Raw genomic sequence first — 2,158 nt, 5'->3', positions numbered from 1 at the left:
TGTCGCGGTGTCGCGGTGTCGCGGTGTCGCGGTGTCGCGGTGTCGCGACCAGCTTGACCACCGAGGGGAGGCGATCGCGGACAGCGCGGTGGTTGTTCCGGGTACCGACGGCTCGAACGCGATCGTCGAGACGGTGGCGGGCGGGACACAGGCTGCGACACGGCGCGCAAGTCGCACGGTCTCGTTCCCGATGTGGAACATGCACATGTCCGGCGTCATCGGGGATCTCGACTCGGGTGACCGGGAGTTGAGCTGCGCCGGTTGGCGGAGCGTACCGGCCAGCCGGTGGCAGATCTCGCCGGTGCCCTCGGTGATGCGAGAACAGGTCTCCTGTCATCCTGCCGCGCGCGATCTTGGCCGACCGGTCTTTCTACGTCACGTCGAATATGGTGCCCTGGTCGTACGGGACGTCGATGATGGAGGCAGCGCTGGTGGTAGGTTCCTGGATCACCGGCCCGGTCGGGATGGTGTGGGCGACGCTGTTCGTGCTGGTAGCGATCGTGCACGTGGCGCATATGGCGGTAATGTCCGGGCGGCACCGCCTCTGGCACGGCGCCCATGTGCTCATGGCCGCCGGGATGGTAATCATGTTCTGGCCCGGTGGCATGCGGCTCGTGCCCGCCCGGGTCGCCATGGCGGTCTATTCCCTCGCCGCGGGAACCTTGGTGGTCGTCCTGGTTGCCGCGAAGCTGCGCCGAGCGCGGCTCGGACCTCTGTGGCTGGCCAACGTCGTCGACCTCGCCGCGATGGCCTACATGTTCGCGATGATGACCACTCGGTTGGCGTGGCTCAGCGCGCTCGGCGTGGTCTGGTTCTCCGTCCAGATGCTCGGCTGGGCGAGCGGGCGGCTGGGTCGCGTTCTCGAGCGAGGCGGTCTCGGTGAGCGTCTCCCGCCCACCCACGCGTTCGCGGACACCCCCTGTGGTGGCACCGCACACCGGGACCTGGCCAACGGGTGCCCCGGTGACCGTCCAACTGGTTACCTCGCCGGAGCCGTCGGCGACCTGCGGCCCACCGAGGACGGGCCGGGGCGACTCGAGGGGACAGCCACGGCCCGGATGGGACAAGTGGCGCCCGCGGTGCGCGGTCACGTGGCGCACCGAGTCGTCGACGGTGGCAGCCGGGACTGGTCAGTGCGGATCGCTCTCGCCGTGATGTCGGCCGGCATGATCTACATGCTGCTGGCCATGCAGTTCGGCGTGCCCACGACGCATGCTATGCCGGACATGCCCGGCATGTAAGGAGGAGGTTCCCCGCTCTCCGGACTACGGCAACTGGGCAAAGCTCAGTCCTATCCAACGGCTCGTTCTCGGTGGGGGTTCGTGTGGCGCGCGGGACGTCTGTCGATCATCAGCAGTGGTGCTCTTCAGCCGGGGCGCGCTCCGGCATCGCGATGGTCGCGGCGGCCCGAGCCTTGAGCAGGATGTTAAGACCGTCGTGGCTGCGCGGTCATCGACCGCCGCCGCATGCCGCGCGGCGGTCGGCGGGGGGCGTGCGGGCAGACAGCGCCCGCCCCGCGCACCCGAGCAGGCAGCGCAGAAGCGCACGGCCGGGCTCGGATGTGGCGGCCGCGAGCACGGCGGACAGCGGACCTCGGGCAGCGGGCCGAGTCGCGCTCTTCGCCATCGGACAGCCTCCTCGATACGGGCGAGGGTATGTTACGGACCACCGTACATACCCCCCGCCTGTATCGGCCGGGGTGAGAGCGGCCTGTCGGTGCCGGCTCATCCTGACCGGGGGACTGTCAGCCGAGGAGCTCGCGCATCGCGGTGATCTCGGTTTGCTGGGCGTCGACGATCTGCTGGGCCAGTGCCTTCGCCTCGGGGTTGGTCCCGTCGGCGAGTTCGGTCTGGGCCATCTGCACCGCACCCTCGTGGTGGGCGATCATCATCTCGAGGAACATGCGGTCGAAGTCGGCGCCGTCGGCCTGCTCGAGCCGGCCCATCTGCTCGGGCGTCATCATCCCGGCCATGCCGCCCTGTCCCATGCCGCCTTGACCCATACCGTTCTGGTCGGAGCCGTCGCCCATCGACTCGTGGTCCATCCCGGGCATGGCGCCGGGTGCGGGCGCGCCCCAGGCGGTGAGGAAGGCCTGCATCTTGGCGATCTCCGGGCCTTGGGCCTGCTCGATCTCGGTGGCGAGGCGGCGGACGTCGTC

At 69.6% G+C, this 2,158-nt stretch carries 2 protein-coding genes; one reads left to right on the top strand and one right to left on the bottom strand.

The window, feature by feature from the left end; genetic code table 11:
* Nucleotides 1-353: 353 nt before the first annotated feature.
* Nucleotides 354-1,241: a DUF5134 domain-containing protein gene (locus BM093_RS34635; protein WP_143105722.1), complete on the top strand. Its 888-nt coding sequence runs from the start codon at nt 354-356 to the stop codon at nt 1,239-1,241.
* Nucleotides 1,242-1,744: 503 nt separating this feature from the next.
* Here BM093_RS34635 and BM093_RS34630 read toward each other — a convergent pair.
* Nucleotides 1,745-2,158: DUF305 domain-containing protein (locus BM093_RS34630; RefSeq protein ID WP_143105721.1), on the bottom strand; the 414-nt coding region annotated here is incomplete at its 5' end.

This window comes from Pseudonocardia ammonioxydans (assembly GCF_900115005.1).
Taxonomy (GTDB): domain Bacteria; phylum Actinomycetota; class Actinomycetes; order Mycobacteriales; family Pseudonocardiaceae; genus Pseudonocardia; species Pseudonocardia ammonioxydans.
The sequence above is the reverse complement of the archived record's forward strand: the minus strand, read 5'-3'. Positions and strand labels throughout refer to the sequence as shown.